This is a genomic window from Frankia sp. AgB32 (assembly GCF_023243045.1).
Classification (GTDB): domain Bacteria; phylum Actinomycetota; class Actinomycetes; order Frankiales; family Frankiaceae; genus Frankia.
Map to the genome: position 1 here is coordinate 26,352 of NZ_JALKFX010000041.1, position 22,112 is coordinate 48,463.

The 22,112-nt window shown below is 69.8% G+C and carries 27 protein-coding genes; 16 read left to right on the forward strand and 11 right to left on the reverse strand.

The features are described 5' to 3' along the window. The first annotated feature begins 35 nt into the window (after positions 1 to 35). Positions 36 to 638 (forward strand): TetR/AcrR family transcriptional regulator, encoded by a 603-nt coding sequence (locus MXD60_RS14525; protein WP_248819592.1) that lies wholly within the window; start codon positions 36 to 38, stop codon positions 636 to 638. Here the strand turns inward: MXD60_RS14525 and MXD60_RS14530 are convergent. Further along, positions 599 to 1,120: a winged helix-turn-helix transcriptional regulator gene (locus tag MXD60_RS14530; RefSeq protein WP_248819593.1), complete on the reverse strand. Its 522-nt coding sequence runs from the start codon at positions 1,118 to 1,120 to the stop codon at positions 599 to 601. The genes MXD60_RS14525 and MXD60_RS14530 overlap by 40 nt on opposite strands. A gap of 92 nt (positions 1,121 to 1,212) precedes the next feature. Between MXD60_RS14530 and MXD60_RS14535 the strand changes: the two genes are divergently transcribed. Continuing rightward, the gene (locus MXD60_RS14535; RefSeq protein ID WP_248819594.1) at positions 1,213 to 1,872 is read left to right on the forward strand and encodes a DUF899 domain-containing protein; all 660 of its coding nucleotides are present in this window, start codon (positions 1,213 to 1,215) and stop codon (positions 1,870 to 1,872) included. A gap of 23 nt (positions 1,873 to 1,895) precedes the next feature. Continuing rightward, on the forward strand, positions 1,896 to 2,483 hold the full coding sequence (locus MXD60_RS14540; protein WP_248819595.1) for a DJ-1/PfpI family protein: 588 nt from the start codon (positions 1,896 to 1,898) through the stop codon (positions 2,481 to 2,483). Positions 2,484 to 2,540: 57 nt separating this feature from the next. Here the strand turns inward: MXD60_RS14540 and MXD60_RS14545 are convergent, their stop codons facing one another. After that, entirely contained in the window at positions 2,541 to 3,683 is a 1,143-nt protein-coding gene (locus tag MXD60_RS14545) for a TFIIB-type zinc ribbon-containing protein (RefSeq protein ID WP_248819596.1), read from the reverse strand. A 27-nt stretch (positions 3,684 to 3,710) separates the two neighbouring features. Further along, entirely contained in the window at positions 3,711 to 4,925 is a 1,215-nt protein-coding gene (locus MXD60_RS14550) for an SPFH domain-containing protein (RefSeq protein ID WP_248819597.1), read from the reverse strand. Between the two features lie 156 nt (positions 4,926 to 5,081). Here MXD60_RS14550 and MXD60_RS14555 point away from each other — a divergent pair, with 156 nt between their 5' ends. From MXD60_RS14555 to MXD60_RS14565, 3 genes are all read left to right on the forward strand, one after another. Continuing rightward, positions 5,082 to 5,459: a MerR family transcriptional regulator gene (locus tag MXD60_RS14555; protein ID WP_248819598.1), complete on the forward strand. Its 378-nt coding sequence runs from the start codon at positions 5,082 to 5,084 to the stop codon at positions 5,457 to 5,459. 2 nt (positions 5,460 to 5,461) lie between these two features. Then, on the forward strand, positions 5,462 to 6,415 hold the full coding sequence (locus MXD60_RS14560) for an aldo/keto reductase (protein ID WP_248819599.1): 954 nt from the start codon (positions 5,462 to 5,464) through the stop codon (positions 6,413 to 6,415). Positions 6,416 to 6,649: 234 nt separating this feature from the next. Beyond that, on the forward strand, positions 6,650 to 6,832 hold the full coding sequence (locus MXD60_RS14565; protein WP_248819600.1) for a DUF4143 domain-containing protein: 183 nt from the start codon (positions 6,650 to 6,652) through the stop codon (positions 6,830 to 6,832). Here the strand turns inward: MXD60_RS14565 and MXD60_RS14570 are convergent. Further along, positions 6,778 to 7,539, reverse strand: coding sequence for a TetR/AcrR family transcriptional regulator C-terminal domain-containing protein (locus MXD60_RS14570; protein WP_248819601.1), 762 nt, complete (start codon positions 7,537 to 7,539; stop codon positions 6,778 to 6,780). The two genes, MXD60_RS14565 and MXD60_RS14570, sit on opposite strands and share 55 nt — an antisense overlap. Before the next feature lie 123 nt (positions 7,540 to 7,662). Between MXD60_RS14570 and MXD60_RS14575 the strand changes: the two genes are divergently transcribed. Next, a complete protein-coding gene (locus MXD60_RS14575; protein WP_248819602.1) occupies positions 7,663 to 8,277 on the forward strand; it encodes a nitroreductase family protein in 615 nt (204 codons plus the stop codon). Positions 8,278 to 8,378: 101 nt separating this feature from the next. Beyond that, complete coding sequence (locus MXD60_RS14580) at positions 8,379 to 8,753, forward strand: SdpI family protein (protein ID WP_248819603.1); 375 nt, start codon at positions 8,379 to 8,381, stop codon at positions 8,751 to 8,753. A gap of 38 nt (positions 8,754 to 8,791) precedes the next feature. Here the strand turns inward: MXD60_RS14580 and MXD60_RS14585 are convergent, their stop codons facing one another. Beyond that, positions 8,792 to 9,454 (reverse strand): NADPH-dependent F420 reductase, encoded by a 663-nt coding sequence (locus MXD60_RS14585; protein ID WP_248819604.1) that lies wholly within the window; start codon positions 9,452 to 9,454, stop codon positions 8,792 to 8,794. Between the two features lie 93 nt (positions 9,455 to 9,547). On the opposite strand from MXD60_RS14585, the gene MXD60_RS14590 reads away from it, so the two are divergent. After that, positions 9,548 to 9,949 carry a winged helix-turn-helix transcriptional regulator gene (locus MXD60_RS14590; RefSeq protein ID WP_248819605.1) on the forward strand — a complete coding sequence of 134 codons (402 nt, stop codon included), beginning with the start codon at positions 9,548 to 9,550 and terminating at the stop codon, positions 9,947 to 9,949. 44 nt (positions 9,950 to 9,993) lie between these two features. On the opposite strand, the gene MXD60_RS14595 is transcribed toward MXD60_RS14590, so the two are convergent. Beyond that, positions 9,994 to 11,106, reverse strand: coding sequence for an alpha/beta hydrolase family protein (locus MXD60_RS14595; RefSeq protein WP_248819606.1), 1,113 nt, complete (start codon positions 11,104 to 11,106; stop codon positions 9,994 to 9,996). A 403-nt stretch (positions 11,107 to 11,509) separates the two neighbouring features. Between MXD60_RS14595 and MXD60_RS30330 the strand changes: the two genes are divergently transcribed. Both MXD60_RS30330 and MXD60_RS30335 read left to right on the forward strand, forming a co-directional pair. Beyond that, positions 11,510 to 12,130: a cupin domain-containing protein gene (locus MXD60_RS30330; protein ID WP_248819607.1), complete on the forward strand. Its 621-nt coding sequence runs from the start codon at positions 11,510 to 11,512 to the stop codon at positions 12,128 to 12,130. Next, entirely contained in the window at positions 12,106 to 12,186 is an 81-nt protein-coding gene (locus MXD60_RS30335) for a hypothetical protein (protein ID WP_248819624.1), read from the forward strand. The genes MXD60_RS30330 and MXD60_RS30335 overlap by 25 nt, the downstream gene beginning before the upstream one ends. Here the strand turns inward: MXD60_RS30335 and MXD60_RS14610 are convergent. Further along, the gene (locus MXD60_RS14610; RefSeq protein WP_248819608.1) at positions 12,176 to 13,303 is read right to left on the reverse strand and encodes a glycoside hydrolase family 53 protein; all 1,128 of its coding nucleotides are present in this window, start codon (positions 13,301 to 13,303) and stop codon (positions 12,176 to 12,178) included. The two genes, MXD60_RS30335 and MXD60_RS14610, sit on opposite strands and share 11 nt — an antisense overlap. Before the next feature lie 751 nt (positions 13,304 to 14,054). On the opposite strand from MXD60_RS14610, the gene MXD60_RS14615 reads away from it, so the two are divergent. Both MXD60_RS14615 and MXD60_RS14625 read left to right on the forward strand, forming a co-directional pair. Beyond that, entirely contained in the window at positions 14,055 to 15,755 is a 1,701-nt protein-coding gene (locus MXD60_RS14615; protein ID WP_248819609.1) for a glycosyltransferase family 2 protein, read from the forward strand. A gap of 225 nt (positions 15,756 to 15,980) precedes the next feature. Continuing rightward, entirely contained in the window at positions 15,981 to 16,793 is an 813-nt protein-coding gene (locus tag MXD60_RS14625; protein ID WP_283098380.1) for an alpha/beta fold hydrolase, read from the forward strand. Positions 16,794 to 17,040: 247 nt separating this feature from the next. Here MXD60_RS14625 and MXD60_RS14630 read toward each other — a convergent pair whose 3' ends face one another. Then, a complete protein-coding gene (locus MXD60_RS14630) occupies positions 17,041 to 17,682 on the reverse strand; it encodes a TetR/AcrR family transcriptional regulator (RefSeq protein ID WP_283098366.1) in 642 nt (213 codons plus the stop codon). A 374-nt stretch (positions 17,683 to 18,056) separates the two neighbouring features. Here MXD60_RS14630 and MXD60_RS14635 point away from each other — a divergent pair, with 374 nt between their 5' ends. Next, positions 18,057 to 18,224, forward strand: a complete 168-nt coding sequence (locus tag MXD60_RS14635; protein ID WP_248819611.1) for a hypothetical protein — start codon at positions 18,057 to 18,059, stop codon at positions 18,222 to 18,224. Here MXD60_RS14635 and MXD60_RS14640 read toward each other — a convergent pair. Both MXD60_RS14640 and MXD60_RS14645 read right to left on the reverse strand, forming a co-directional pair. Next, a complete protein-coding gene (locus tag MXD60_RS14640) occupies positions 18,187 to 18,984 on the reverse strand; it encodes a phytanoyl-CoA dioxygenase family protein (protein WP_248819626.1) in 798 nt (265 codons plus the stop codon). The two genes, MXD60_RS14635 and MXD60_RS14640, sit on opposite strands and share 38 nt — an antisense overlap. 92 nt (positions 18,985 to 19,076) lie before the next feature. Next, complete coding sequence (locus tag MXD60_RS14645; RefSeq protein WP_248819612.1) at positions 19,077 to 19,916, reverse strand: hypothetical protein; 840 nt, start codon at positions 19,914 to 19,916, stop codon at positions 19,077 to 19,079. A 352-nt stretch (positions 19,917 to 20,268) separates the two neighbouring features. On the opposite strand from MXD60_RS14645, the gene MXD60_RS14650 reads away from it, so the two are divergent. After that, positions 20,269 to 20,790: a dienelactone hydrolase family protein gene (locus MXD60_RS14650; protein ID WP_248819613.1), complete on the forward strand. Its 522-nt coding sequence runs from the start codon at positions 20,269 to 20,271 to the stop codon at positions 20,788 to 20,790. An 18-nt stretch (positions 20,791 to 20,808) separates the two neighbouring features. Beyond that, positions 20,809 to 21,225 (forward strand): PPOX class F420-dependent oxidoreductase, encoded by a 417-nt coding sequence (locus MXD60_RS14655; RefSeq protein WP_248819614.1) that lies wholly within the window; start codon positions 20,809 to 20,811, stop codon positions 21,223 to 21,225. 55 nt (positions 21,226 to 21,280) lie between these two features. Here MXD60_RS14655 and MXD60_RS14660 read toward each other — a convergent pair whose 3' ends face one another. Further along, complete coding sequence (locus MXD60_RS14660; RefSeq protein WP_248819615.1) at positions 21,281 to 21,997, reverse strand: TetR/AcrR family transcriptional regulator; 717 nt, start codon at positions 21,995 to 21,997, stop codon at positions 21,281 to 21,283. Positions 21,998 to 22,112: the final 115 nt, after the last annotated feature.

Genomic DNA, 22,112 nt, shown 5'->3' on the forward strand with positions numbered 1-22,112 from the left:
ATGATGGCTCGGTCAACGGTCGTAGAATCAACCCGGTGACGGACTCGAACCCGCCCGCCGCGCCCCGCCGGACGACCCGGGCAGACCAGCGCCGCCAGACCGAGAGCCGCATCCTGGCCGCGGCTCGGGAGCTGTTCGCCGACCTTGGCTACGACCGCACCACCATCCGCGCGGTCGCCGCCCGTGCCGGTGTGGATGCCGGGTTGGTCATGCACTACTTCCACTCGAAGGACGAGCTGTTCGCTCAGGCGGCGAAGCTCGCCGACGACGACCTGCCGGTCGCCGGCAGCTCGCCGGCGGAGGTCGCCGACGGCCTGCTGGCCTCGCTCGCCCGCCGGTTGGACGCCGAGCCGGTCGCGTCGCTCGCGGTGCTGCGCTCGATCCTCACCCATGCCGAGGCCGCCGAGGGCTTCCGGGCCGCGGGTCGCCAGCGGGTGGACCAGATCAGCGTGGCGATCCCAGCCAGCGACGCCGAGCTCCGGGCGGGCCTGATCAGCGCGATCATCTCCGGCGTGGTCGCGGAACGCTATCTGCTGCGCACGAGCCTGCTGGCGCAGGCGTCCCCGGAGGAGATCATCGATCTGCTCCGGCCTTGTTTTCAGGCGCTGGTCGGCCCGCTGTCGCCGACCGAGAGCTGATCTTCGGGCTCGTCGGCCGGCGCCGGGCCGGTCTTGGCGCCGGGCCCGGGCAGCACGTCGACGTCGGTGGCCGACATCGGGCCGCCGCAGGCCGAGCAGCGCGGCTCGACGTGGCTGATCTCGCCGCAGGCGTGGTGCCGGTAGAGCACCGGCGGCCCGGCCTCGCCGGCCGTCCACCGGTCCCCCCAGCGGACCATGAACAGCAGCAGGTCGCACAGCTCCGTCCCCTTCTGGGTCAGGGTGTACTCGTACCGCGCGGGCCGGCTCGCGTACTCCCGCCGCGCCAGGACCTCGGCTTCCACCAGCCAGCGCAGCCGCTCGGCCAGGACCTTGCGGGAGATGCCGAGGCTGGCCTGGAGCTGGTCGAACCGCCGGATGCCGACGTAGACGTTGCGCAGGATCAGCGGGGACCACGGCTCGCCGATGACGTCCCAGGTCCGGGCGATCGAGCAGGCCATGTCACCAAAACGCGTCCGCTGCACGGGGCCACTCTAGACGAGATGGGTTCCCTGAAGGAACTCGCTACGCTAGCCTGGGGCCTGTCGATGAGTCTCCTCAAGGAACGGATCAGGTCATGAACCGTCCTCCCGTCGTATCCCCCGAAGAGTGGCAGGCCGCCCGCGACGAGCTGCTTACCCAGGAGAAGGAGCTCACGCACGCCCTGGACGCACTGGCCGCCCGGCGGCGACGGCTGCCGATGGTCCAGGTGACGAAGGACTACCGCTTCACCGCCCCGGACGGCGCTGGTGTCGGCCTGGCCGACCTGTTCGACGGTCACCGCCAGCTTGTGATCTACCACCACATGCTGGAACCTGGCCAGAACCACATCTGCGTCGGCTGCTCGACCTTCACCGACAATCTCGCCGACCAGTCCCAGCCCCACCTGAATGCCCGGGACACCCGGCTGATCCTCGTCTCCCGCGCCCCGCAGCCGGAGATCGAGGCGGTGCGCCGCCGGATGGGCTGGACTGTGCCCTGGTACTCGTCGTTCGGCAGCGACTTCAACGACGACATGGGCCTGGGTGGCGGCTTCGGCCTCAGCATCCTGCTCCGGGATGGCGCCGACGTCTTTCGTACCTACTTCGCCAGCGGCCGCGGCGTCGACCGCCTCCGTCTCGACTTCAACCTGCTCGACCTGACCCCCTACGGCCGCCAGGAAAGGTGGGAGGATTCTCCCGCCGGCTGGCCGCAGGACCCGACCATGAGCTGGCTGCGCCACCACGACGAGTACTGAGGGTCAGGCCGGAGGAGGACTGCGTGAAATCCATCGGGATTCTGCTGTTCGACGATTTCGAGGAACTGGACGCGGTCGGGCCGTGGGAGGTGCTGGCCTTCTGGACGCGCCAGTTCCCCGACGACGGCTGGCAGGTCACCACGTTCTCCCGGGACGGCGCGCCGGTCACCGCCGCGAAGGGGCTCGTCCTTCATCCCGCGCACTCGTACGAGTCGGTTCCCCCGCTCGACGTGCTGATCTACCCGGGCGGGCAGGGCACCCGCGCCCACCTGGTCGACGACGCCCAGCTCGACTGGGTGCGCCGGCAGCGCGCGCAGGTGCCGCTCATGACCAGCGTCTGCACCGGCTCGCTGGTGTACGCCCGCGCCGGGCTGCTGGCGGGGCGACCGGCGACGACGCACTGGGCCTCACTCGACCTGCTGCACAAGCTCGACCCGACGCTCACGGTCCGCCCCGACGACCGTTTCGTCGACGACGGCGACATCGTCACCGCCGCGGGCGTCAGCGCGGGCATCGACATGGCCCTGCACCTCGTCGCCCGCCTGCGGAACGTCGAGCGGGCCAGAAGGGTCCGGCGCGGCATCCAGTACGACCCGCAGCCGCCGGTCTGATCCGGTGGGCGGCCCCGGGCCGCCGCTCGGCGCCGAGCAGCCGGCCGCGCCAGGGCGTCAGGTGGATGCCGCGCTGTGCTGCGCTGAACCACCGCGGTGCGCGGCCACGAAGTAGGCGATGACCGCGATCACGATCAGCGTGACCAGCACCGTGAGAGCGATCTTCACCTTGCTCCACGGCCGCTCGCCGTGCACCTCGCCGGTCCGGCCGTTGACCAGGACCTGCCAGGTCTTCCCGGCGTAGACGTAAGAGGCGATCCACACCGGCAGCAGCATCAGCTTGAAGGTGACGTCGTTGTGCCGGGTGTCGACCGACTGCACCCGCTGCTCGTCGCCGCCGATGTCGCGCCGGCAGTCCTCGGCGATGACCGGCGCCATCCGGTTGCGCGCCTCGTCGAACCCGTTCTCCGGCTCCACGTCGTACCGCAGCGCGAAATGGCCGGCGAGGAACTCCGGCTGGAACGGCGCCGCCCGCTCCAGCGGCCAGGGCGCGAGATCGTCGAGCTTGTCGGTCGGCAGCACGCCGCTGCCCGGCACCAGCACGTCGTCGAACGTGCGCTCGACCGTGCCGTGCGCCGGGTACCAGCGGGTGTGCTGCACCTGCCGGGTCTGCTGCCTGCCGTCGCTGTCGGTGTAGGTCTCGGTGGTGTAGTAGTGCTCGCCGCGCTGGCCGGCGTACTGCGAGACCGTCCGTGAGTCGTACGTCCAGTGCGGCAGGTACGTGCTTTTCATCGACTCGGTGTCGCTGACCTTCTTCAGCGCCGACGGCGCGAACCACCGCGACGACGTCCAGGACCGCACCGCGGTGCGCACGGCGCCGCGGTCGAGTTCGAAGGGCAGCACGCCCTCGGGCACGATCTGCCCCGACGCCGCCGGGTCGATCACCAGCGGCGCCCCGCAGAACTGGCAGACGCTCGCGGTCTCGTCCGTCTCGGTCCGCGCCGCGCAGCGCTGGCAGACGAAGACGTAGGCACCGATGCTGCCGACGGGCTTGCGGGGCAGCGACGGCAGGTCCGCGTACGCGATCTCGCGGATCTGCCGGCCGGTCGCGGCGATCTCCTGGCGGAACCCGCAGTACGGGCACTGCAGGACGGACTGGCCGGGGGCGAACTCCAGCCGGGCGCCGCAGCCGCCGCACGGATAGGTCGTCGCGGCGACCGGAGCCTGACCCGGCGCACCCTGGGCGTGCTGATCAGTCATGGTTTGTCCCTGCGCGCTCGTCGCTGGTCAGCTCTGCGGCGGCAGTGGCGGCGGGACGTTGGCGAGCAGTGGCACGACCTCCGCCACCTGGCCCGCCGGCGTCCACTGCGCCATGCCGGTCTTCCACACCAGCGTGTCCTGGCGCACCTCACCGGCGGCGACCCGCTGCGCGAGCTGGTTGCGGTCGAACGGGCCCAGCTGCTGGCCGTTCGCGCCGACGTACCACTGCTCGGCCGTCGGTAGCGGCGGCGGCCCAGCCGCTCCAGCCGGCCCCGACGGTGCCTGCTGGCCCTGGTACGGCTGCTGGCCCTGGTACGGCTGCTGGCCCTGGTACGGCTGCTGGCCGGCCATCCCGCCGGCGGCGCGCTGGCCGAGCGCCATGCCGAGGCCGATGCCCAGACCCTCGCCGGCCCCGCCCTGGTTGCGGGCGGCCTCCTCGATGGCCTGCGCGGTCTGGAACCGCGTGTAGTCGTCGAGGTTGCCGACGATGCCCATCTGGCTGCGCCGGTCGATCGCCTCCTCGACCTCGGGCGGCAGCGAGATGTTCTCGATGATGAACTTCGGGATCGCGATGCCGACCGACGCGAGTTCCTTGGTCAGCGCTGCGGCGAGCGTCTCGCCGATGACGTCCTGCTGGGTGGCAAGGTCCAGCACGGGCACCCGGGCCGTGGCGAGCGCGTTCCCGAGCCGCCCGACGATGACCTGCCGCAGATACCCGGCGACCTCCTCGGTGCGGAACTGCGGGTCGGTGCCGGCCAGCTCGCGCAGCAGCGCCGTCGGGTCGACCACCCGGATCGCGAACGCGCCGAACGCGCGCAGCCGGACCATCCCGAACTCCGGGTCCCGGACGATGACCGGGTTCTGCGTGCCCCACTTCAGGTCGGTGAACTGCCGGGTGTTGACGAAGTACACCTCGGCGCGGAACGGCGAGTCGAAGCCGTACTTCCAGCCCTTGAGCTTCGACAGGATCGGCATGTTCTGCGTCTGCAGCGTGTACATGCCGGGGGAGTAGGCGTCGGCGACCTGGCCCTCGTTGACGAACACGGCCGCCTGGGACTCGCGGACGGTGAGCCGCGCGCCCATCTTGATCTCGTTGTCGTAGCGCGGGAAGCGCCACACGATCGTGTCGCGGCTGTCATCGGTCCATTCGATGATGTCGATGAACTCGCCACGGATCCGGTCCATGATTCCCACGACTGCCGCCGCCTCCACCCCGTCCGGAAGCCGCGGAGCGGCGTCCACCGTACGGCGGCACCTTACCGCCCGGATCGCGAGGTCCGCCCCGCTCGTCGGCCTAGCGTGCCAACGTCCGGCCGACCGCCTCAGCACCGTGACCGGGCTGACGGGTACGTAGGAAGCGCTTGCGTTGGAGTTCACTCCAACGCCTAGGGTCGGCTGGTGACGACGTGGACGACGCGTGAGGTCGCCGTGAAGGCCGGCATCACCGAGCACACCCTTCGCTGGTACGAGCGCATTGGCCTGCTCGAGCGGATCGAACGCGGCGCCGATGGGCGCCGGCGGTTCGGCGAGCGTGACGTCGAATGGATTCTGCTGCTCGTCCGTCTGCGGTCGACCGGTATGTCGGTGCGCGACATGCAGCGTTACGCGGTGCTCGTCCGGTCCGGCGCGGGCGAGGCCGAGCGGCTCGCCCTGCTTGAGGAACACCGACAGGTGGTGCGGGCCGCGCTCGTCGCGCAGCAGGAGTGTCTTGAGTTGTTGGACAACAAGATTTGCAGCTATCGCCGGATGACCCGTCCGGCACAGGAGGAGCGGTAAGCATGCGCGAGGTGACCATCGGCGGGCTGACCGTCTCAGCCCAGGGCCTGGGCTGCATGGGAATGAGCGAATGGTACGGCGCCGCCGACTGGGACGAATCGATCGCGACGATCCATCGCGCGATCGACCTGGGCGTGACGTTTCTCGACACCGCCGACGTCTACGGGGCCGGCCACAACGAGGTGTTGGTGGGTCGGGCGATCCACGATCGTCGCGACCAGGTGCAGCTGGCCACCAAGTTCGGCATCGACCGCTCGGGCGGCGACGGGGCGCGGGTGATTCGCGGCGAGCGGGCATATGTGAAGCGCGCCTGCGAGGCCTCGCTACTGCGGCTCGGCGTGGACGTCATCGACCTTTACTACCTGCATCGGCCGCCGCAGACCACGCAGATAGAGGAGACGGTCGGGGCGATGGCCGAGCTGGTCGCCGAGGGCAAGGTGCGCCACCTTGGCCTGTCCGAGGTCGACGGCGCGCTGCTGCGGCGCGCGAACGCCGTGCACCGGATCTCGGCGGTGCAGAGCGAGTACTCCCTGTGGACCCGGGATCCAGAAACGGACGTTCTTGACGCCCTGCGGGAACTGGATGTCGCCCTGGTGGCCTACTCGCCGCTCGGACGCGGTTTCCTCACCGCGACGGTCGGCGCCGCCTCGCTCGGCGAGAACGATTTCCGCCGCGGCAATCCGCGGTTCGCGGGTGATGCGGGCGCGGCGAACAAGGCGATCACGGCGAGGGTCACCGAGGTGGCCGTCCGCAGGAACGTCGCTCCCGCGCAGGTGGCGCTCGCCTGGGTGCACGGGCAGGCCGCTCGCCTCGGTATCGCGGTGGTCCCGATTCCCGGCACGAAGCGTCGCCGGTGGCTGGAGCAGAACGCCGCCGCGCCCGCCATCACCCTGGACGGCGACGACCTGGCGGCGCTCGACGCCCTCGGCGCCCAGGTGGTCGGCGCCCGCTACTGACCTCGTCATTCTCACCCCGGCGGCTACGAGAAGTACTTCGTCGAGGTCGCGACCAGATGGCGACGACCGGCGGCGCGCCCAGCCGAGGACCGCGATGCGGCGGGCCGTGTCGATCATCGACCTCATCCTCCCGGCTCAGCGCGAGATCCTGGTTTCCGACCCGGCCGTTCTGACCCGTCTGCCCGGGCCGGTGACCACGAAGTGGACCTGATCGTGCAACACCAGGATGGCCGGGTGCTCGCCATCGAGGTCAAGCTGGCCGACCGTGTCGAGGACGCCGATGTCAGACACCTCCAGTGGCTTCGCCGTCGCGTCGGCGATGACCTGATCGATGCTGTCGTTCTCTACGCCGGCGAGCGTGCCTACCGCCGACGCGACGACGTCGCCGTCGTCCCGCTGGCGCTGCTCGGCCCGTGACTGCTGGGTCTGTCCTGGACGGAACTGGGCGCTCCCGCACCCGCTCCCGCACCCGCGGCGGTGGTCGCCGCGGCGCGCAGGCCGTCGAGGAGAAGGTCGAGTTCGTGGGTGAAATCGAGCCGGCAGCCCAGGCTGATGAGCGCCGGCAGGGCCCGGTGCAGACTCGGCAGGGCGTCGGCGGTGACCGCTCTGGTGAACCAGTCGTTGATCGACTCGGAGTGCTCTTGCGGTGAACCGGGGTCGGTGGCGTCGACCAGGACGGAGCCGAAGACGAGGCCGAGCAGGCCTCGGTACCGGCGTACGGCGTCCTGCTCGGTGAGGCCGGCGTCCAGGAGCGCGCCGAGCATCGCGTCAATCACCCGCAACGACCCCAGCGACCTGGGGTTGGCCTGTTCGGTCGCGAGGGCGCGGACGACGACGGGGTGCGCGCCGAGCGCCTCATAGGCGGCGGTGGTCAGCAGCCGGATTCGCTCGTCCCACGGCAGGCTCGGATCCGGCAGCGCGATGGACTCGAAGACCCGGCTCGCCAGCCCGTCGAGGATGTCTCCCTTGCTAGCCACGTGGTTGTACAGCGACATCGCCTCGACGCCGAGTCGGGCGGCGAGGCGGCGCATGGACAGGCCCCCGAGCCCGTCGATCTCCGCGATGTCGATCGCGGCGTCGAGGATTCGGTCCCGCGAGAGTCCCTCGCCTCGTAGCGGCCCCACCAGCCCCAGCCTCCGCCCTGCCTCCGGTCCTCTCTAACTCTAGGCCACGGCGCGAGAGGCGAACTTACGGCGTATGCTTACGCCGTAAGTTTACGGTGTAAGTCGGAGGGAGAAGCGAGCCTGATGGACATTGACATGCTGCTGACCACGACCCGCTCGGTGCGCCGCAAACTGGACCTCGAACGGCCGGTGGAACCCGAAGTCGTCACGGAATGCCTGCGGATCGCGGTGCAGGCGCCCGCGGCCGGGGCGTTGGTGTCGAACATGCGCTGGCTGGTCATCCGCGACCAGGCGACGCGCTCGGCCGTGGCCGAGCACGTTCGGGAACCGGCGCGCGCCGCCCTGGCCCGGTTCGGGCATCTGGTCAGTCCGGGCACCCTGGCCTCGGGGCGGCATCTGCTCGACGTTCTCGACCGCGTACCGGTGTTCGTCCTCGCGACCATGATCGGCCGTCCGGCCGGTCCGGGGGCCGAAGCCAACGCCTTCTACGGCTCGATGTATCCGGCGATCTGGAGCTTTCAGCTGGCGCTGCGCAGCCGCGGACTCGGCACCACCATCACCGGCTGGCACCTCGACGGCCATGCGGACGCCGTCGCCGCGCTGCTCGGCATTCCCGATGACGTCACCCAGGTGGCCCTGCTGCCGGTCGCCCAGCTGACCAGCACCGATTTCCGCCCGGCGGCGCGACCGCCCGTGGAAAGCATCACCTACCACGAGCGTTGGGGCGCGACACGGTGAAGTCGGCATGCCGCTGGCGACGCTGGTAACGTCGGATTTCAGCTCAGGCTTGGCGCCGGCGCGCGGAACTTCAGCGCGAACTCCGCGAAGGAATGCTGCTGATGAAAGAAGCGGTGCTCGGGAGTCTGATCATATTCGGTGTGATGGCGGCCATGGCGGTTTTGTTTCTCGTCCTGGCCCGCAAAATGGCTGCCGGCACGCTCAGGCCGAACGCGTTTGTCGGCATCCGGACTCCAGCGACGTTGCGGAGCGCTGATGCCTGGTACGCAGGCCACCTGGCCGCCGCCCCGCAGATGGTGTACTCCTCGCGCGCCTTCGGAGTGACAGCAGTGGGCGCGCTCGTCAACGCGGTGATGGACGGCCCGAAGTGGGTGGTCGGCGTCTTGATGATCGCCAACTCGCTGCTGGTTCTCCCCCTCATGGTATGGGCCGCCGTGGTCGCGGGACGGGCTGCCGGGCCGCGTGTGAGACGTTAGATGATGTTGTCATGATGCGGCCCCACCGGCGGTCATCGTCAGGTGGTTACCTGACCCGCCGGGACGTGGGGGACGGCGGAGGCCGGATCGACGCCCGCGAACGCCAGCCCGATGACGAAGCCCGCGACCTCCTCGAGTTGGCGCGCGCGGGCGAGCGGCCCCAGGACGGCCGGCACGCCGCCGAGGCTGCGGATGAGTTCGCTGGTGACGCGCAGCGCCGCCGCCTCGTCGCCGCAGATCGCCACCGTGGGCGCCGGGCCGTCGTGGCCGTCGCCGGCCGGACGGGCAGTCCACTGGTCGGCGGCGAAGAGATGCAGCGCCTTCACGACATGCGCGCCGGGTGCCAGGGCGGCGATCCGCTCGGCCGCGGAACTGCCCGGCTCGGTGAGCAGGACGCCAACGCCGTGCTCGACCGCGTTGGACGGGTCGATCAGCGGCGTGCCGGCGAGGCTGCCGTCCGCCGCGCCGGCGTCGCGCAGGATGTCCTCGACGCCGGCCCACAGCACGGCGAGCAGTACGGCGTCGCGTCCGGTGACGGCCTCGCGCGGGGTGGCCGCCCGCGTCGGCCCGCCGAGCTTTTCGGCAAGCGCGTCGGCCCTGGCCCGCGACCGGCCGCTGACCACCAGCTCGTGCCCGGCCTGGACCCACACTCGCCCCAGGCCCTCCGCGAGGGTGCCCGTTCCCAGTATCCCGATGCGCATGGTGTCTCCTCGTTCGCGCGGACCGCTTCGCCGGCAACGCTATGGAAGCCGTTGCGCACCAGTCGGTGCGCGCGAAGCTGCGACGATGGCGGGGTGAGCGAGGGTGGGCGTGACTGTGAGGAGCTGGTCGCCTGTGAGGAGCTGGTCGCCGACTGCCGCCTGCGGGCGGCGACCGACCTGTTCGCCCACACCTGGGACCCGGTCGTGCTCGTCGCCCTTCGACCGGGCCCCCGTCGGCGCCGCGAACTGCGGGTCGCGATCGGTGGCCTGAGCGACAAGGCCCTCACCGAGGCGCTGCACCGGCTCGGCGCCCAGGGACTGGTGTCCCGCCACGCCGTCGCGCAGGCTCCGCCGCGGGTCGACTACGCCCTGACCCCGCTCGGGCAGAGCCTGGTGGACGGCCCGATACGGGCGCTGGGCGACTGGATCACCGACCACGGTGACGAACTCCTGGCCGCCCAGGACGCGCCGGCGAAGCGGTCCGGAACATCGTGAGATGGAGGTGGGGGTGGGGTGGGGGTGGGGTATGGGGTGGACTGTCAGCGCAGGGTCAGGAACCAGCGGGCCGTGGCGGCGGTGCCGAGCAGTTCGGAACCTTCGTGGACGAAGCCGCTGTAGTCGCGGTTGACGCCCATGTCCACGAGTGGCACCTGAACTCCCCGAGCCGCGAACTCGTCCCGGCAGGCCGTGGAGTTGGCGTTGGCGGCCTGCTCGTCGCCGGGGCTGAGCTCCAGGCGGACGGGGGCGGTCGGAGTCCAGTCCGAACAGACGCTGTCCAGCTCCGCCAGCGCGGTCGCGAATGCGCCAGTGGGATGGGCCAGCAGGGCGAGGCCCCGCGGTGTGAGCAGCCTGGTCAGCGAGTCGGGGGTGTCGTTGAGAGCATCGAGACCCGGGTGTGTGCCGTCGAACAGATCGGCGATGTTGACGTAGGGGGGCTGGAAGACTTCGCCCGGCGTGTCGTAGAGGTGATGGAGTCGGTTGAACGCGACCAGCAGGTAGGCCATGTAGACGGTGGAGAACTTGGGATTCAGCTCTCCCCCGAGAGCGGCCGGGATCTCGGAGTTCTGAAAGTCATAGGCACCGCTGATCGGCGCGAGGGCGCCCAGGCGGAACCAGGGGTCGGCGCCGTCGGTGAGGGCTCGACCCAGCCCCAGCGCCGCTGACGCGCCCTGCGAAAAGCCGGTGGCCAGCACCTCGCGTCGCAACTGGATGCCGCGGCCGGCCAAAAACGTGCGGGCGGCCCGCAACAGGTCGAGGGAAGCGGTGGTTTCCGACGGGACATCCATCCACGGGTGCGGCCCCGGTCCCACACCGAGGCCGAGGTAGTCGGGGGCCACCGCGGCGAAACCGGCGGACGCGAAGGTCACCGGCGGGGCCGTGAGAAATCCGTCGGACGACGTCGAGGGAGCATCGCCCTTGAATATCTCCGTGCCGTGCGCGAAGGAGACCGTCTCCAGTAGTCGTTGGTCACTGCGGGGGACGGCGAGCAGACCACTCGCCGTGGTCGGAGTTCCGGCGGGGTCGACGGTCCGGTACACCAACTGGTAGGTGCTGACCCCGTACCGGTCGGTGCCGGCATCGAAGCTTTCCTTGCGGAGGAAGCTGTCGACATCGGCCCGATCGGCCAGGGTCGCGAGAGGTTTCCACGACACGACGCTCCCGCGCCATCCGACGCCATGTCCGGATTCGCCACCGCGCTCCGGTGCGCCGGGGTGGTCACGCCGGTCAGCGGCGGCCGCTGGGTCCACGCAGATCACGGCCGCCACCGCAATGGCAGTTGCCACTGCGGACAATGCCAGGATTCCGGCCCGGAGGCGGCTCGGCCAGCGAAAGTCAGGAGGTTCTCGGTTGGATTTCACAGTTCCTGAAGTTAGGAGCTTCCGGCGTTCTGCAACCTCCTGCCTTCCGGTGTGTTCGGTGGGGGGTTGGCCAATCCCGCCCGGTGGGGTTCTCCCTACTTTCGCCTGGCCGGCCGACGCTGGCCGGGCGCGAGGAATGGCGAACCCTGGCCGCCGCGCTGCTGTGAGGAACTGAGGCTCGTGGGAGAGTTGGGTTATGACATTCGATGCCGAGCCGTCGGACGGGTGGCCGCCGGCCGGACCGCAGCCCGTCCGGGGTTTCGCCCGAGGGCCCCACGAAGGCCGTCGCATCGACCTGCCGGACTGGTCGATGCTCGTCAAGGTCGCGGCCGGCGACACCCTCGGCCGACTCACCGTGCTGGAAGGACGGATGGGCCCGCGCCAGCCCGGACCGCTCCCGCATGTTCACGACGGCCACGATGAAACGTTCGTGCTGGTCGAGGGTCGGCTGCGGTTCCGCGTCGGGGATGGCTTCCACACCGCCGTCGCTGGCGAGACGGTGTTTGCCAGCCGTCGGCTGGCCCATGGTTTCGGCAACCCCTTCGACGAACCGGCGCGCTACGTCGCGATCCTCACCCCCAGCGGCTACGAGGACTACTTCGTCGAGGTCGCGGACCATGTCGCCAGGACCGGCGCCCTGCCCGACCGGCTCCTGACGCAGGAACTGATGGCGCGCCACCGGACGGTCCTCGCGCCACCGCTGCCCGACCCCGACGCGCCCGGCGGACCGTCCTCGCCACCCGCCGACTCTGCCGGGACGGCATCGTCCAGCGGACGGTCTACGCGACCGTCCTGGCGCAGGTCGACTACCGGCTGACTCCGCTCGGCGACAGCCTGGCCGGCGCGGTGCTGGCGCTTGGCGCTACGGTCTGAACGCGTCGAGGCTGGGGAGCGCTTTGCCCTGCCGGTCGAACATGGCCAGGTTCGCGGCCGGCGGCGGTTCGCCGGGCTTCGGGGCGACCGTGAGCCAGCCGGGTTCCCACACGAGGAATCCCAGGCCGCGGTGATCGGGTACATCGTGCAGGATCTGGCGAAGTCGCGCAAAGAACTGTTCCTGACCGGCAGGTGTCGCGGGCAGGGATTTTCCGTCCGGTAGCTGGCCCGCGGTGGTCACCCAGTCGCCGGGCTTCGTTCCGGTCACGGTCCACGGGTAGGCGGTCTCTGTTATCAGCACCTTTCGGTGGTACCGCGCAGCCAGCATGTCGAGATTCGAGCGCAGGTTCGCGAGTGAACCGTTCCAGTACGGATAGTAGGTCAGACCGATGATGTCGAATGACGTGACGCCGGCGTGTATCAGACTGTCGAAGAAATAACGTGATCGTCCGACGTCTCCGCCGCTGTCGATGTGGAGGACGATCCGTGGCGCTCGACCCGGCATGCCCTCATGGGCGCCCTCGATGGCACTGTTCACCAGCGCGGCGAGTCTTGACCATTCCTCGGGTGTGCCCTGCTGGACCGAGCCGAGCGGCCAGAGGAAACCATTGGTGATCTCGTTCCCGATCTGGATCATGTCGATCGGGGTGCCCTGCGCGGCAAGCTTCGCGACCAGGTCGCGAGTGTAGGCACGGATCGTGCTCCGCATCGCCGCCAGATCGAGCCCGCGCCAGGCCGCCGGCGGTTCCTGCTCGTGTGGGTCCGCCCAGAAATCCGAGTAGTGCGGCACGAGCAGGATCTTCAGGCCAGCGTCCCTGGCCCGTCGGGCCAGCGTCAGAACCGACCGTTCGTCGCTGTAGCCGGCCGGCGGATTCACCCAGACCCGCAGCCGCACGTAGTTCCCCCCATGGGCGGCGAGAATGCGTTCGACGGGAAGCTGCCGTCCGCCGTCGGACAGGACGGTCCCCGCTGCCTCCTCCTGGGGCGCGAACGAGATGTCCGCACCTCGGACCCCGAGGACGTCGGTTGCGCTCCCCGGACGCCACAGGACGGCCAGGAACAGCGCGGCCACCAGCACTACAGCGATCGCCGCGCTCGCCAGGTGGGTCACGCGCACGGCCCCTGCTCCCTGTCGGTGTTCACGTCGGTTCCCGGCCGGACGCCCAGCGCGCCACCGACCCGGTCCGCCCACCGACCCGCAGAGTATCCGGCCTGCCGGTCGGGCCGGCCCGGCCCGTGCCGCACTGCGAAAGGTAAAGCGCGCTTCCCTAACATCATGATCGTTACCCGGAGGCGTGAGCTGTATGCGGACGGTTAATTCTGCATGATGCTTGAGTCGTCTGGCGACTGCACTCCGCGCGAATGTTGTAAACCCGCGGTGGATGCCCTAGCGTGATCGTTCGTCCGAATTGGGTTTGCCCACACTCTGGTGTTCGGACGGTCACAAGGGGGAGTGGCATGTGCAGCGCGCTGACGAAGCCGGTTGTCCGTTCATCCCGGCGGTCGCTGTCGATGTGACGCCTGGCGTTCGCTGAGAACCTGGCATTCGCCGAGAACGCGGTCCGCTGGCGCCGTGAGGCGGCCCTCGCGAGGAGGGCATGGCCCGGCGATCGACCGGACCCGATCTTGATCTTTCTGTGCGCCTGGCCGTGTTCGGCGGTGATCAGTAACCAGTTGACACCCGTCGTGCGGCAGCTCGGGCGCGGACCCGTGGGGGACTGGTGCAAGGCTCGCTGCGTGGCAAGACACTGACGGATCGTCCGGTAACCGGGCCGCTGACGGTCCCGTTGCAGTATCGCGCCCCGGCACCGGGCCACTCTCGGGAGCTCGCGCTCGGATCCGAGATCCGGGTCGAGGCGGCGCCCGCGATGAGCCGTCGGCAGCGATGGCAGTACCTGCTGATCGTGACCGGCTGGCTTGCCGCTGTCGTCTTCTTCTGGCAGTGGTGGCTGCGGCCCGGCAACGTGGACTCCCTGCCGCTTTTCGTGCTGAGCTCGCTGTCCCTCTTCTACGTCGGAACGTTTCTGTCCACGATGTACATGCTCTTCGTGGGGAACATGCGTCGGCCTGTTCCCGTGCCGGTGTGGTGGGCCGAACAGGCGGCGCCGATCGGGCGGGTCGCCGTGCTCAGCCTGACGGTTCCCGGCTCGGAGTCGCTCGAGATCGTCCGCCGTCAGCTCGTCGCGATGAGCCGTATCGAGTATCCCCACGACAGTTGGATACTGGTCGACAAGGTGCCGTCGCCGGAGATCGACGAGCTCGCCCGCTCGGTGGGCGTGCGATATTTTTGCCGGCACGACCAGGATCGCTGGGGAAAGTCCGGCGTGGCCGCCTGGAACCAGAGGTTCCCACCCTTCCAGCGCAAGACCAAGGCGGGGAACGTCAACAGCTGGCTCGACGCCTACGGGCACAACTACACGCACTTCACTCAGCTCGACATCGACCATGTTCCGAACCCCGACTACCTGGATCGGGTCCTCGGCTACTTCGCCGACTCGAAGGTGAAGTGGGTACAGGCGCCGAGCGTGTACGGCAACTTCGAGCACTGGACCGCCCGAGGCGCCGCCGAACAGGAACTGGGCCTGCAGGGACCGCTCCAGATGGGCTTCTACGGCTTCTCCCGGACACCCTTCATCATCGGCAGCCACTGCACCTACGACACGGCGGCGATCCGGGAGATCGGGGGATTCCAGCCGACCCGGGCGGAGGATCATCTCGACACCGTCTGTCTCGCGGCCCGCGGATATGAGGGAGTCTTCGTCCCTGACGTCCTGGCGGTGGGCGACGGGCCCGAGACGTTCGAGACCTACCTGGCGCAGCAGTTCGCCTGGGCATATTCGATGATCGAGGTGCTGCTGCGCCACACGCCGCGTCTGCTCCGGAACTACCGGCCGCGCCAGGCGGCCCAGTTCCTCTTCGCGCAGACCTGGTACACCTTCTGGTCGCTGTCGATGCTGATCCTCTTCGCCCTGCCGCTGGGCGCGCTGACGCTGGACTGGCGCGTCTCGCGGGTTCACTTCCCGGACTTCCTCGCCCACAGCCTTCCGCTGACCGTCGTCGCCGCGCTGATCTGGCTGTGGAGCCGCCCCTGGCATCTGCCGGCCGGCGTGCATCTGACCTGGCGCGGAGTAGTACTGCATGCCGCACGCTGGGTGGTCGTCCTCTCCGCTCTCGTCCAGGTCGTGTTCCGGATCAAGAAGCCGTACATGATCACGAAGAAGGGGGTGGACGGGGAGGGCGCCGCACTGTCCCTGCGACTGGTGACTCCCTACCTCGCCATGGTGGTGCTGCCCCTCGTGGCCTGCTGGTATCACCTGGTCGTCTACGGCTCAGGCCGCACGGCGGGCTATCTCCTGTTCGCCCTGCAGGACTCGTTGGTGTTCCTCCTCGTCCTGATCCTGATCCTGCGGCAGGAGATCATTGATGCTGCGGGCAACGAGCCGCAGCTGGCCGCCCGGCTGCGTCGGCAGGCACGGCCGTTGACGACGACGGGCCTGCTCGCCGTCGCGCTCGTGGCCACGGCGGGAGCCTGCTGGGTACCGCTGTGGACGGCAACGGCCTCGCTGTGAGGAACGGTCAGATCGCCGCAGTGGGCCGGTGCCGTGGCGTCCCGCCCTGGTGGCGTTGTCGTCGGGCGGGTCAGCATGCGGAATGGTGATCGTTTATTCGTTGCAGGAGGCGGATCAGCTCGGCGCGTTCGGCCGGGGCGAGCGGGGCGAGCAGGGCGTCCTGGGCGTCGTCCACGAGCTGGTCCAATCCACTTCCTGCACGTCCGCTGCCCACGGCCGGACGCGCTGGCACTGGTGCTGACGCACGGCTGGCCCGGATCGATCGTGGAGTTCCTTGAGGTCATCGGGCCGCTCTCGGCGGACTTCCATGTGGTCGTCCCGTCGATTCCGGGCTGGGGCTTCTCCGGTCCGACGCATGAGCGCGGCTGGGACGTCGACCGGGTGGCCCGGGCCTGGGCCGAGCTGATGCGTCGACTGGGGTACCAGCGGTACGGCGCCCACGGCGGTGACTGGGGGTCGTCGGTGTCCCGGGCGCTGTCCGAGCACGATGTCGAACACGTCATCGGAGTTCACCTCAACTACCTTCCGACCCCGCCGATGCCCGGCGACCCGGACCGTACGGACCTCACCCCCGGGGACCAGGAACGGTACGACCAGACCGCGGCCTATCTGCGCAACCAGCCGGGGGTACGGACCATCAACGGCACCCGGCCGCAGACTCCGGCGTACGGCATCACCGACTCGCCTGTCGGCCTGCTCGCCTGGCTGCTCGACCCGATGACGATGTGGGCGGCCCAGGACTTCCCGATCAGCGCTGACCGGGTGCTCACGAACGTGACGCTGTTCTGGCTGACCGGCACCGGTGGCACGGCGCCGCGCCTGCACCGGGAAACCGGCCGTCCGCCGGCGTGGCGAACGGTCCAGCCGGTCGGAATCCTTGTTCTGCCCGAGGACATCAACCGCCCGATCCGGCCGTACGCCGAGCAGCGAATGTCGATAGCCCGGTGGACGGAGGCCGACCGCGGCGGCCACTTCGCGGCTCTCGAGGTGCCCGACCTGCTTGCCGAAGACATCCAGGCGTTCTTCCGGAGCCTGTGACCAGCCCCTTCCGTATCGAGCACCAGCCAGCAGGCACCGGCCGGGCCTCCAGCCCGGCCAGGTGCGCCGCGGAACCGTCGGATCTTGGTGCGCCGCGGAACCGTCGGATCTTGGTGCGCCGCGGAACCGTCGGATCTTGGTGCGCCGCGGAACCGTCGGATCTTGGTGCGCCGCGGAACCGCCGGATCTTGGTGCGCCGCGGAACCGTCGGATCTTGGTGCGCCGCGGAACCGTCGGATCTTGGTGGTCACGGATCCGATGGGGGGCGCAGTCCTTGCAGGAGGCGGTGAACGTGACTGCGGGCCTGTGCGGGGTCCAGGGCGAGGTGGCCTACGAGCAGCAGTCGGTACCAGAAGGGGCCGAAGACGAGGTCGACGGCGTGGTCGAGGTCGAGGTCGGCGGCCAGCTCCCCACGCTCGATCCCATGCGCGAGCAGGGCTGCGACGACGTCACGCCGACTCTGTACCCAGGTGCGGAAGGGTTCCTGGAAGGCGGGATCCAGCTGGGCTTCGGCCATCAGTCCGCGCAGGGCCCTGCCGCGTAGCGGATAGTCCGCCACGCGGTACAGCTCCGCGATGAACTCGGTGAGGTCGCCCGCGACGGTGCCCGTGTCCGGCCGCGGCATGCGGCCGGCGACGATCTTTCCGGAGGCCTCCGTCACCAGGGTGGCCTTGGACGGCCACCACCGGTAGATCGTGCTCTTGGCGACCCCGGACCGGGTCGCGATGCCCTCTAAGCTCACCGCGCCGTAGCCGACCTGCTCAAGGATGTCGACCGCAGCCCGCAGGACGTCGTCATGTGCGTCCTGACTCCGGATCCGGCCCCCGGACCGAGGCGCGCGCCCGGGCGCTCTCGGGCGGCGGGTCTGGTCATCGCCGCACGGTATCAATCTGCTAACCCTGAAATCGAAACGCTACGGTTCGTTTCGATTTAGGGGAGTGAGCTCATGAGCACGATCATCGTGTCCCACGGCTACGGTTCGAACGGCGACAGTGTCTGGTTCCCCTACCTGCGGGCCGCGCTCGAGGCCCGGGGCCACCGGGTCGACATCCCGGCTCTGCCCGACACCGGTGCTCCGCGCCTGGAACCCTGGCGCACGACGTCGACAACGACGGTGCGTTCGCCGGCGCGGTCCTGGTCTCCACCGCCTCCCACGAGGTCGGCTACGACGCGCTCGCCAAGTTCTTCGCCGAACCCTTCGACTGGCCCCGCATCCGCCGGGCGGCCAGGCAGTTCCGCGTACTTGCCGCCGTCGACGACCCGGTGAACATCCCCGACCCGATCGAGCACGTGAAGGACCTCGTCGTCGGCTTGGGAGCGACCGCCGTCGTCACCCCCACCGGCGCCCACTTCGGCGCGACGTCCGACGACCACATCGACCTGCCCGCGGCGCTCAGCCTGGTGCTGGATTGTCTGCCGCGGGGGCACTGACATCGCGAACTCCCGGGAGAGCGCGCCGGACCGCGAGTTCGACGGGGGAGTAGGAACCGTCGGCGCGGTCCAGGTTCAGGAGGCCGGTCGGGTCCAGCGGCGGCTGGGCGAGGAAGCGCGGGACGGAGCCGTGATGCCGCTGCGCGCCGTGGATGAGAAACGGGTGACAGAGGTACACGTCGCCGGCCTGGCCGGTGGCGAGGGCCACCGGGCGGTCGGGGCTGTCGAGCTTCCCGGCCGCGTCCATCTCCCGGCACAGGTCCAGTCCGTTGCGGCCCCGTTCTCCCGCGGGTGCGAGGAACGGCGGGACGTCGAGGTGCGATCCGACCTTGATGCGGGTCGGCGCATCGTCGGGGCCGACGTCGGAGAACAGGAAGAGCATGAGGAGTGCGCGGTCGCGGGACCGCAGGTTCAGCCAGAACCACGTCTCGCCGGGCGGCAGGTAGGCGCCGTCACGGATGGGGAAGGTGCCGAGGCCGGTCCGCGGCCGCCACCGGCCTGCCCCGACAAGCTGGTCGTAGGCGCCGCACAGCCGGGGTGTGTTGGCGGCCTGCCGGAACGGCGTCTCCCCGCTTCCGTCGAGGCGGATGACGGGTCGCGTCCAGCCCGCCGGGTCGTCCGGGTCGAGGCCGATCATGCGCCAGAGAATCGAACGGCACTCGTCGGCCAGCGCCCCGGGGAACGCTTCGCGGAGTGCGACGAAGCCCTCGTCGACGAACCGGGCGACCTCGTCGTCGGTCAGAGTGGACACCGCAGTCATCACCTCGGTGTCCGATCTTCGCCGGCGCCCGCCGATCACTCAAGGGATTTTCGCCGCGACGAGGCGGCCGAGTCGCGATTCGGTGCCGAAAATCAGAGCGTCGAGTAGCGGAACACCGTAGTGGGGATAATCAGGAGGCTGAGCGTCGCCCTGGTGACGATGAAGCCGCCGTGCGTGCCCCACAGCGACAACACCTCGATCTGCCGGTAGTCCGCCGGGCTGGCGGTCAGCACCACCATGACGTGGTGCAGGTTCTGACCCACGTGCTCCATCATGATGACGTCGCCGGCGTGAATGTTGTTCGCCAGCGCGGCGGCAGCGCAGTTGACGGTCACGGTTCCACCGTGGGTCAGCAGGTTGTACACGGCGGCGTTGGGGTCCGCGGCGCCATACGCCTGGGTCAGCTGGGCGATGGTGACGAGACCGCCCTCGGCGGCGGCGACCAGCACCGCCTCCCAGCAGTTGATGGTCGCGTCGATGCTGATGGGATTCGCGAGTGGCGCCGCGCCGCCGATCCAGGCGGTGAAGTCCGCGCTGCGACCCTCTTTCCACGTGTAGGCGCCGCGCCGGCTCTGCATGCGCGCCAGCAGGATGGCTCTCCGCGCCGGCGCCCCCACCGGGCCCAGCGCCGCTGGTGGGGGTGGTGCCGTGTCTGCCAGGCCCGCCGCGTGCTCCTGGTTGCTGATCTCGGCCCGGACCAGGGCGGGAGTGATACGTGGGTGCACCGCGTACGCAGCGTTGATCGCCGCGATGGAGGCGGCGACGAGGGCCGCGGCCGGGCCAGCCGGATAGCGGAGCTGTATTTCCTCCAGAAAGATACGGGTGTGTTCTCGGTCGAGGAGTTGCCGGGGCGTCGACATGACCGGTACAAGGCGGCGGAGAGGCTGTTGATAAACGAGAACAATCTCGACGTCGTCGGCGATGACGGGCATGCGGTCCTGCTTTCTCGCGTGCGGTTCTCAGGTGCTCGAGGAGCAGGGAATCCACGGCGGTCCGGAAGCGGACGTCGTCGGAGACCGCGCGGATTCACCGCCGCACAGCGCCGGCCGAGCCCCCGACTCGTCGGAGTCCGCCGGCATGCTCCAGGTCGGGCGGACGCGATGAACCTACTACTGAATATCCACACGCGGTGGCTGAACGCATAAAGCGCCGACCGCCGGTCAGCCTGGTCCGAAGCGGCGGCGGCCGCTCAGGCTGAGGTCGGCCGCGCCGCGGCGGCGAGTCGCCGGGCCGTGCGGTGCGTTCCGGTCAGGCCTCCGGAGCCCAGTCCCAGGGGTCGCCGATGTGCGGGCGGCCACCTCGCTGCTCGCGGACCGATATGGGGTCGAGGAGGCCGCGGTGGTCGGCTTCGGCGTCGGCGGGCACCTGGCCTGTCTGGCCGCGACCGCGCTGCCGATCACCCGTGCGGCCATCGTGTACGGCGACTGGCTGCCGAGCACCGATATTCCGCTCAGCCAGCCGGAACCCACCCTGGAGCTCACCCCGGGAATCCGCGGAGAACTGATCTTCCTGGTCGGAGGCGATGATTTCCTTATCGGCTCCGACCAGGCCGAGAGGATATCCGCGGCCCTGCGTGCGTCGGACGTCCGGCACGAGGTCGTCGTCTGTCCAGGAGTTGGGCACGCGTTTTTCTGGCGCGGCACCCGGCGTTCGACCGGGACGCCCGGGACGACGCCACAAAGAGAATTCTCGCGCTGCTCGCCCGGTAGCGGACATCGGCCCGACCACCGGGGGCGTCGCGGTGGGGATGCTCGCGGAGTGCCTCGGCTGCTCTGCGCTGACCGTATTGACTTCAAGTCGGCTTGAGGTTCTAGGGTCAACATCATGGTCTTCACCAACGCTGAGATTCGGTTCCTGGCCCGCCAGGAGCGGGGCCACTTGTCGACCATCGGTCCGGATGGTTCGCCCCAGGTGAAGCCGCTCGGCTTCACCTGGAACGACGCCCTGGAAACGATCGACATCACGGGGTTCGGCATGGCCGGCAGCGCGAAGTACCGCAATGTTCAGGCCACTCCGCGCGTCGCGTTCGTGGTCGACGAGGTCACCGCGCCGACGGCGCAGGGCGCCCACTTCCTGGAGATCCGTGGCATCGCCGAGACGGCCACCCACGTGCCTGCCGACCCGCACTTCGATCCCGAGCTCATCCGGATCCGCCCGGTGCGCGTGATCGCCTACAACGTCGATCCCGAGCAGCCCGGCCTGCATGCCCGCAACGTCACCGGCCAGCCCGCCGGGACGTGACGCCGAGCGTCCTTCGTCGAAGGATGTTGACTCCCGGAACTGTTTCGACGGCGACCTAACGTTCCTTGTCGTTGGTCGCTGCGGGCTGTTTCCGCGCCGTCGCCGGGGGTGCGGTGATCAGCGCGCTGGCGAGGGCGCGGAGTGCTGCCGCGAGTCGATGGCCCTCGCCGGCTTCGAGCAGGCGCAGGATCGGGTCGCTGTGCAGGGAACCGAGCAGGACGTGCGCGAGGAGATCTGCGTCGAGGTCTGTCCGCTCCTCGTTGATCAGCATGCTGATGTGGGCGTGCCAGACGTCATAGACCGGCCGAGACTCGTCCGGCCGCGGAACCCGGCCGGGTCCGCCGGCCGGTTCCGTCTCGACCTCGCAGTGCGTCTCGACCTCGCAGTGCGTCTCGACCTCGGTGCGCTCGGCGCTCGGCAGGGCGGCGCCGAGGGCGGCGACCAGCCCCTTGTTCCGGCTGACGAGGTCGACCATCGCGTCCAGAAAGGCGTACAGGCGCTCGTGCGCCGCTGCTCCGGGGCCGAGCGGCGGCGGCCCGCTGATGACTGCTTCGTTGAGCGCGTAGGCCCGCTCCCGCATCAGGGCCATCAGCAGATGCCCCCGGGAACCGAACCGGTGGAAGACGGTGCCCTTGCCGACGCCCGCCGCCCGGGCGATCTGCTCCATGGTGATCTTGTCCGGTCGGTGCCGGGCCAGCAGATCCTCCGCCGCGGCCAGGATCGCCCGGCGGTTGCGCGCGGCGTCGGCGCGTTCCGGCCGCGGGTGGCTCATCGCGTCCTCCCCGGCCTCATCCGTCCCCTGCGTGCACGTTAGCCCATCGGTCTGCCGGCGCCCGAGATGGACAACTGGACCGACGGTCCAGTACGGTCGCTGTAACTTGACCGTC

Bases quoted from the DNA above. Each gene is read 5' to 3' on its own strand.
- MXD60_RS14535 (WP_248819594.1), top strand. From the start codon at position 1,213: ATGAACCGTCCTCCCGTCGTATCCCCCGAAGAGTGGCAGGCCGCCCGC.
- MXD60_RS14545 (WP_248819596.1), bottom strand. From the start codon at position 3,683: ATGACTGATCAGCACGCCCAGGGTGCGCCGGGTCAGGCTCCGGTCGCC.
- MXD60_RS14560 (WP_248819599.1), top strand. From the start codon at position 5,462: ATGCGCGAGGTGACCATCGGCGGGCTGACCGTCTCAGCCCAGGGCCTG.
- MXD60_RS14575 (WP_248819602.1), top strand. From the start codon at position 7,663: ATGGACATTGACATGCTGCTGACCACGACCCGCTCGGTGCGCCGCAAA.
- MXD60_RS14580 (WP_248819603.1), top strand. From the start codon at position 8,379: ATGAAAGAAGCGGTGCTCGGGAGTCTGATCATATTCGGTGTGATGGCG.
- MXD60_RS14585 (WP_248819604.1), bottom strand. From the start codon at position 9,454: ATGCGCATCGGGATACTGGGAACGGGCACCCTCGCGGAGGGCCTGGGG.
- MXD60_RS30330 (WP_248819607.1), top strand. From the start codon at position 11,510: ATGACATTCGATGCCGAGCCGTCGGACGGGTGGCCGCCGGCCGGACCG.
- MXD60_RS14615 (WP_248819609.1), top strand. From the start codon at position 14,055: ATGAGCCGTCGGCAGCGATGGCAGTACCTGCTGATCGTGACCGGCTGG.
- MXD60_RS14640 (WP_248819626.1), bottom strand. From the start codon at position 18,984: ATGACTGCGGTGTCCACTCTGACCGACGACGAGGTCGCCCGGTTCGTC.
- MXD60_RS14645 (WP_248819612.1), bottom strand. From the start codon at position 19,916: ATGCCCGTCATCGCCGACGACGTCGAGATTGTTCTCGTTTATCAACAG.
- MXD60_RS14655 (WP_248819614.1), top strand. From the start codon at position 20,809: ATGGTCTTCACCAACGCTGAGATTCGGTTCCTGGCCCGCCAGGAGCGG.
- MXD60_RS14660 (WP_248819615.1), bottom strand. From the start codon at position 21,997: ATGAGCCACCCGCGGCCGGAACGCGCCGACGCCGCGCGCAACCGCCGG.